Consider the following 6,417-nt stretch of genomic DNA (forward strand, 5'->3'; position numbering starts at 1 on the left):
TGACTTGCGCGGATGGTTTGTTTTTGTCTCTGGAGATGCATGGTTCCGCGTTATTTGACATAGTGACTATCTGAAGAGATATGTGGGCGGTTTTGGTTCATTCGATGAACAAATGTCTGCATATCAGCATTCTTAGGGGTTTCGGTTCCGATGATAGAATGTCAGCTTCACTGTTTGTAGCGGCTTTTGTTTACTTTGGTAAACTGAAGCACGTTATCAAACAGATGACTTCTGATACGTGTTGGTTCCTAGCCGGGTCGACATAGTGACTTGCCCCCAAAGCAGTCATGAGTATCAGAGATGTGCAGAGGTTCGAACGTCAAGGATAAGCTGGTAACAGCTTTTCAACTTGAGAGTTTGATCCTGGCTCAGAACGAACGCTGGCGGCAGGCCTAACACATGCAAGTCGAGCGCACCTTCGGGTGAGCGGCGGACGGGTTAGTAACGCGTGGGAATATACCCAGATCTACGGAATAGCCTCGGGAAACTGAGAGTAATACCGTATACGCCCTTCGGGGGAAAGATTTATCGGATTTGGATTAGCCCGCGTTAGATTAGATAGTTGGTGAGGTAACGGCTCACCAAGTCTACGATCTATAGCTGGTTTTAGAGGATGATCAGCAACACTGGGACTGAGACACGGCCCAGACTCCTACGGGAGGCAGCAGTGGGGAATCTTGGACAATGGGCGCAAGCCTGATCCAGCCATGCCGCGTGTGTGATGAAGGCCTTAGGGTCGTAAAGCACTTTCGCCAGAGATGATAATGACAGTATCTGGTAAAGAAACCCCGGCTAACTCCGTGCCAGCAGCCGCGGTAATACGGAGGGGGTTAGCGTTGTTCGGAATTACTGGGCGTAAAGCGTACGTAGGCGGATTAGAAAGTATGGGGTGAAATCCCAGGGCTCAACCCTGGAACTGCCTCATAAACTCCTAGTCTAGAGTTCGAGAGAGGTGAGTGGAATTCCGAGTGTAGAGGTGAAATTCGTAGATATTCGGAGGAACACCAGTGGCGAAGGCGGCTCACTGGCTCGATACTGACGCTGAGGTACGAAAGTGTGGGGAGCAAACAGGATTAGATACCCTGGTAGTCCACACCGTAAACGATGAATGCCAGTCGTCGGGTAGCATGCTATTCGGTGACACACCTAACGGATTAAGCATTCCGCCTGGGGAGTACGGTCGCAAGATTAAAACTCAAAGGAATTGACGGGGGCCCGCACAAGCGGTGGAGCATGTGGTTTAATTCGAAGCAACGCGCAGAACCTTACCAACCCTTGACATCCTGTGCTAACCCGAGAGATCGGGCGTTCCCTTCGGGGACGCAGTGACAGGTGCTGCATGGCTGTCGTCAGCTCGTGTCGTGAGATGTTCGGTTAAGTCCGGCAACGAGCGCAACCCACATCCTTAGTTGCCAGCAGTTCGGCTGGGCACTCTAGGGAAACTGCCCGTGATAAGCGGGAGGAAGGTGTGGATGACGTCAAGTCCTCATGGCCCTTACGGGTTGGGCTACACACGTGCTACAATGGCAGTGACAATGAGTTAATCTCAAAAAACTGTCTCAGTTCGGATTGGGGTCTGCAACTCGACCCCATGAAGTCGGAATCGCTAGTAATCGCGTAACAGCATGACGCGGTGAATACGTTCCCGGGCCTTGTACACACCGCCCGTCACACCATGGGAGTTGGTTCTACCTGACGACGCTGCGCTAACCTTCGGGAGGCAGGCGGCCACGGTAGGATCAGCGACTGGGGTGAAGTCGTAACAAGGTAGCCGTAGGGGAACCTGCGGCTGGATCACCTCCTTTCTAAGGATGTATCTAGCTTAGATCAGCTTGCTGATCTCGTGATACACTTAGCATATAAGATCGGTACCTTTGCCGATCGCACATTGACGAACCAAACCGTCCTCATATCTCTTCAGAAATACACGTGAGCCTACCGGTTCCCGTGAGAAGTTGCCCTTTCGGCAGACTTTCTTGCGAAAGTCGCCTGTTGGGCGACGCCGATTTTGCAGCAGCAAAATCAGCTGGGTCGGTAGCTCAGGTGGTTAGAGCGCACGCCTGATAAGCGTGAGGTCGGAGGTTCAAGTCCTCCTCGACCCACCACTCTGCAAATTGCTTGCAATTTGTCAGAAACAACAGTGCCTCTTGAAGGACAGCGGCAGTGGCTTTTGGTGACAAAAGCGCACGAAAGCGGCCCTCTGGATCGCGCGATTTTTGGGGCCTTAGCTCAGCTGGGAGAGCGCCTGATTTGCATTCAGGAGGTCAGCGGTTCGATCCCGCTAGGCTCCACCATTCTGCAAGAAAGCAGATACCCTTTCGATTTGATCGATAAGCACCAGTTTGGTTCTTATCCGTCCAATCGGACGCGTCGGGGAGACCCGCCGTAATTGACATCGTATAGAGATTAATCAATCAACATTGCTGGTTGCTGTAAGTATGCAGTAAACCTCAGTTATGTGTCTCATCTTCGGATGTGACGAGCATTGGGATGTTCCTAGCCGGAAACGCCTGATGTCTGCATTCCTGAAAAAGCAATTGTTGTCCAAGTCAAGTACACTAACCAAGGTACATCTCTAACCCAGATGTACCGGCTCAGACGCAAGTCTGAGTAGTCTCAGTGAAAACACTGAGGCGGGAAAATGTATGCATTTGAACTGGTAAGATAGGGACACATCTCATGCCGAGTCTGTGTCTCGTTACATGACCATTTGTGGGATCGTCTCGCGCTCAAGTAGCGTAAGCGGTAGCGCAAATATAAAGTCTTGTTTTTACTGGATCAAATCAAGCGCGAGAAGGGCGTTTGGTGAATGCCTTGGCAGTAAGAGGCGATGAAAGACGTGATACTCTGCGATAAGCCATGAGGAGCTGAGAATAAGCTTTGATCCATGGATCTCTGAATGGGGCAACCCACCTGAAAGTTTGATATTGTTACCCTTGGGTACTCAATATCTTGCTTAACCAGGTACTTTTTGACTGAATACATAGGTCTTAAAGAGCAAACCCGGGGAACTGAAACATCTAAGTACCCGGAGGAAAGGAAATCAATTGATACTCCCCTAGTAGCGGCGAGCGAACGGGGACCAGCCGAGCCTTGAGTGTGATCAGAATGTGTTGGGAAGCACAACCATAGTGGGTGATAGTCCCGTATGAGAAGCATGATAGGACGTATTAAGTAGGGCGGAACACGTGAAATTCTGTCTGAAGATCGGAGGACCACCTTCGAAGGCTAAGTACTCCTTACTGACCGATAGTGAACCAGTACCGTGAGGGAAAGGTGAAAAGCACCCCGACGAGGGGAGTGAAACAGTACCTGAAACCGAACGCCTACAATCAGTCGGAGGCTCCTTGCGAGCTGACGGCGTACCTTTTGTATAATGGGTCATCGACTTGGTCTATCTAGCAAGCTTAAGCCGTTAGGTGTAGGCGCAGCGAAAGCGAGTCTTAATAGGGCGTCGAGTTAGATGGATCAGACCCGAAACCGAGTGATCTAGGCATGACCAGGATGAAGGTACAGTAACATGTACTGGAGGTCCGAACCCACACCTGTTGAAAAAGGTCGGGATGAGTTGTGCCTAGGGGTGAAAGGCCAATCAAACTCGGAGATAGCTGGTTCTCTGCGAAATCTATTTAGGTAGAGCGTCATCCGAATACCCTCGGGGGTAGAGCACTGAATGGGTAATGGGGGCCCACAGCCTTACTGATCCTAATCAAACTCCGAATACCGAGGAGTACTAGATGGCAGACACACTGCGGATGCTAACGTCCGTAGTGGAGAGGGAAACAACCCTGACCTACAACTAAGGCCCCTAATTCATGGCTAAGTGGGAAAGCAGGTGGGACGACCAAAACAACCAGGAGGTTGGCTTAGAAGCAGCCATCCTTTAAAGATAGCGTAACAGCTCACTGGTCTAAATAAGTTGTCCTGCGGCGAAGATGTAACGGGGCTCAAGCCATGAGCCGAAGTTTAGGATGCACATAGTGCATGGTAGCAGAGCGTAGTGTGACATAGCACTTGTCCTCTTCTGCCGCTTAGATATTTGAGCATCGCGCTCAAGTAGCGAAGCGGTAGCGCAGGATTAAGTGCTTTCGATGAAGCCGGGCTGTAAGGCATCCGGTGGAGAGATCACTAGTGAGAATGATGACATGAGTAGCGACAAAGAGTGTGAGAGACACTCTCGCCGAAAATCCAAGGGTTCCTGCTTAAAGCTAATCTGAGCAGGGTAAGCCGGCCCCTAAGGCGAGGCCGAAAGGCGTAGTCGATGGGAACCAGGTTAATATTCCTGGGCCAGAAGGATGTGACGGATCGTGGCGACGTATGTTCCTTATCGGATTGGAGCATATTCAAGACGGTTCCTGGAAATAGCCCTTCATGAGACCGTACCCTAAACCGACACAGGTGGATAGGTAGAGTATACCAAGGCGCTTGAGAGAACTATGTTGAAGGAACTCGGCAAAATACCTCCGTAAGTTCGCGAGAAGGAGGCCCGGCGTTTGATCGTCGGGGGCACAAACCAGGGGGTGGCGACTGTTTACTAAAAACACAGGGCTCTGCGAAGTCGCAAGACGACGTATAGGGTCTGACGCCTGCCCGGTGCCTGAAGGTTAAAAGGAGGGGTGAGAGCTCTGAATTGAAGCCCAGGTAAACGGCGGCCGTAACTATAACGGTCCTAAGGTAGCGAAATTCCTTGTCGGGTAAGTTCCGACCTGCACGAATGGCGTAACGACTTCCCCGCTGTCTCCAACATAGACTCAGCGAAATTGAATTGCCTGTCAAGATGCAGGCTTCCCGCGGTTAGACGGAAAGACCCCGTGCACCTTCACTACAGCTTCGCACTGGCATCAGGCACAATATGTGCAGGATAGGTGGTGGGCTTTGAAACCAGGACGCCAGTTCTGGTGGAGCCTCCCTTGAGATACCACCCTTATTCTGCTTGATGTCTAACCGCGGTCCGTTATCCGGATCCGGGACCCTGCGTGGCGGGTAGTTTGACTGGGGCGGTCGCCTCCTAAAGCGTAACGGAGGCGCGCGAAGGTTGGCTCAGAGCGGTCGGAAATCGCTCGTTGAGTGCAATGGCAGAAGCCAGCCTGACTGCGAGACTGACAAGTCGAGCAGAGACGAAAGTCGGCCATAGTGATCCGGTGGTCCCAAGTGGGAGGGCCATCGCTCAACGGATAAAAGGTACGCCGGGGATAACAGGCTGATACTGCCCAAGAGTCCATATCGACGGCAGTGTTTGGCACCTCGATGTCGGCTCATCTCATCCTGGGGCTGGAGCAGGTCCCAAGGGTATGGCTGTTCGCCATTTAAAGAGGTACGTGAGCTGGGTTTAGAACGTCGTGAGACAGTTCGGTCCCTATCTGCCGTGGGTGTAGGAGATTTGAGAAGAGTTGCCCCTAGTACGAGAGGACCGGGGTGAACGATCCACTGGTGGACCAGTTGTTATGCCAATAGCAGTGCTGGGTAGCTATGATCGGAAAGGATAACCGCTGAAGGCATCTAAGCGGGAAGCCCCCTTCAAAACAAGATCTCCCTGAGGACCGTGGAAGACTACCACGTCGATAGGCCAGAGGTGTAAGTGCAGCAATGCACTCAGCTGACTGGTACTAATGGTCCGATAGGCTTGATTTGATCCAGTAATAATTAGACTTCGCAGCGCTCAACGAGCAAAGCGGTAGCGCAATTTTACTGACAAACTCAAAGCATACACATCATAAGTCGAAAGACTTGGACAACGTGATTGATTACCGGCGCTTCACTGAAGCGTCGGAGTTGGTATTTATTCGGTTTGGTGGTCATAGCGAGAGCAAAACACCCGGATCCATCCCGAACCCGGCCGTTAAGTGCCTTTGCGCCGATGGTACTGCATCTTAAGGTGTGGGAGAGTAGGTCACCGCCAAACCTAATAAATACCAACAATCTCTAAACGATCTCTATCCCCAACATCACACCAGATATCGGGGAAATACCCGGGACGTCGCCTCATGCCGCGCCCCACCGGTCTCAAAGGCTCAATCGCCCAAGAGAAAATCGACATTCGGACCCAAATCGCGACAGCGACAAACGTCCAAATACATTGGAATACCCCTCAAAAGGTACTCCAAGACGTGCTCAAGTAGCCGATAGGCGCTAGCACAAACATAGTGTCGCGGGATGGAGCAGCCCGGTAGCTCGTCAGGCTCATAACCTGAAGGTCGTAGGTTCAAATCCTACTCCCGCAACCAAATTTAACAAAAATAAGCACGCCAATGTGATAGCCGCACCTCCGCTATCCTTGCAACAAAACCGATTTTTTCCAATCTCTCGCTTGTCCCAAACCTTGGTCTCAGGGACACATAGGACTGAACTATTCCAGTTGGGATTCTTGTAATGCCTGTGACATCTATAACCCCAGTGATCTTGTGCGGCGGATCCGGC

At 51.5% G+C, this 6,417-nt stretch carries 3 tRNA genes and 3 rRNA genes; all 6 read left to right on the forward strand.

Annotation, left to right across the window (positions count from 1 at the left end):
- Positions 1 to 345: 345 nt before the first annotated feature.
- The 6 genes from AC5EFR_RS11410 to AC5EFR_RS11435 all read left to right on the forward strand — a co-directional run bounded on the left by AC5EFR_RS11410 (position 346) and on the right by AC5EFR_RS11435 (position 6,224).
- Positions 346 to 1,805 (forward strand): 16S ribosomal RNA (locus AC5EFR_RS11410).
- Positions 1,806 to 2,028: 223 nt separating this feature from the next.
- A tRNA-Ile gene (locus tag AC5EFR_RS11415) sits at positions 2,029 to 2,105 on the forward strand.
- Between the two features lie 113 nt (positions 2,106 to 2,218).
- Positions 2,219 to 2,294 (forward strand) — tRNA-Ala (locus AC5EFR_RS11420).
- Positions 2,295 to 2,781: 487 nt separating this feature from the next.
- Positions 2,782 to 5,631, forward strand: a 23S ribosomal RNA gene (locus tag AC5EFR_RS11425).
- A 156-nt stretch (positions 5,632 to 5,787) separates the two neighbouring features.
- Positions 5,788 to 5,902 (forward strand): 5S ribosomal RNA (gene rrf / locus AC5EFR_RS11430).
- Together the 16S, 23S and 5S rRNA genes with 3 tRNA genes alongside form the textbook arrangement of a ribosomal RNA operon.
- Before the next feature lie 245 nt (positions 5,903 to 6,147).
- Positions 6,148 to 6,224: transfer RNA gene (locus AC5EFR_RS11435), tRNA-Met, on the forward strand.
- Positions 6,225 to 6,417: the final 193 nt, after the last annotated feature.

The organism is Pelagimonas sp. (genome assembly GCF_058892305.1).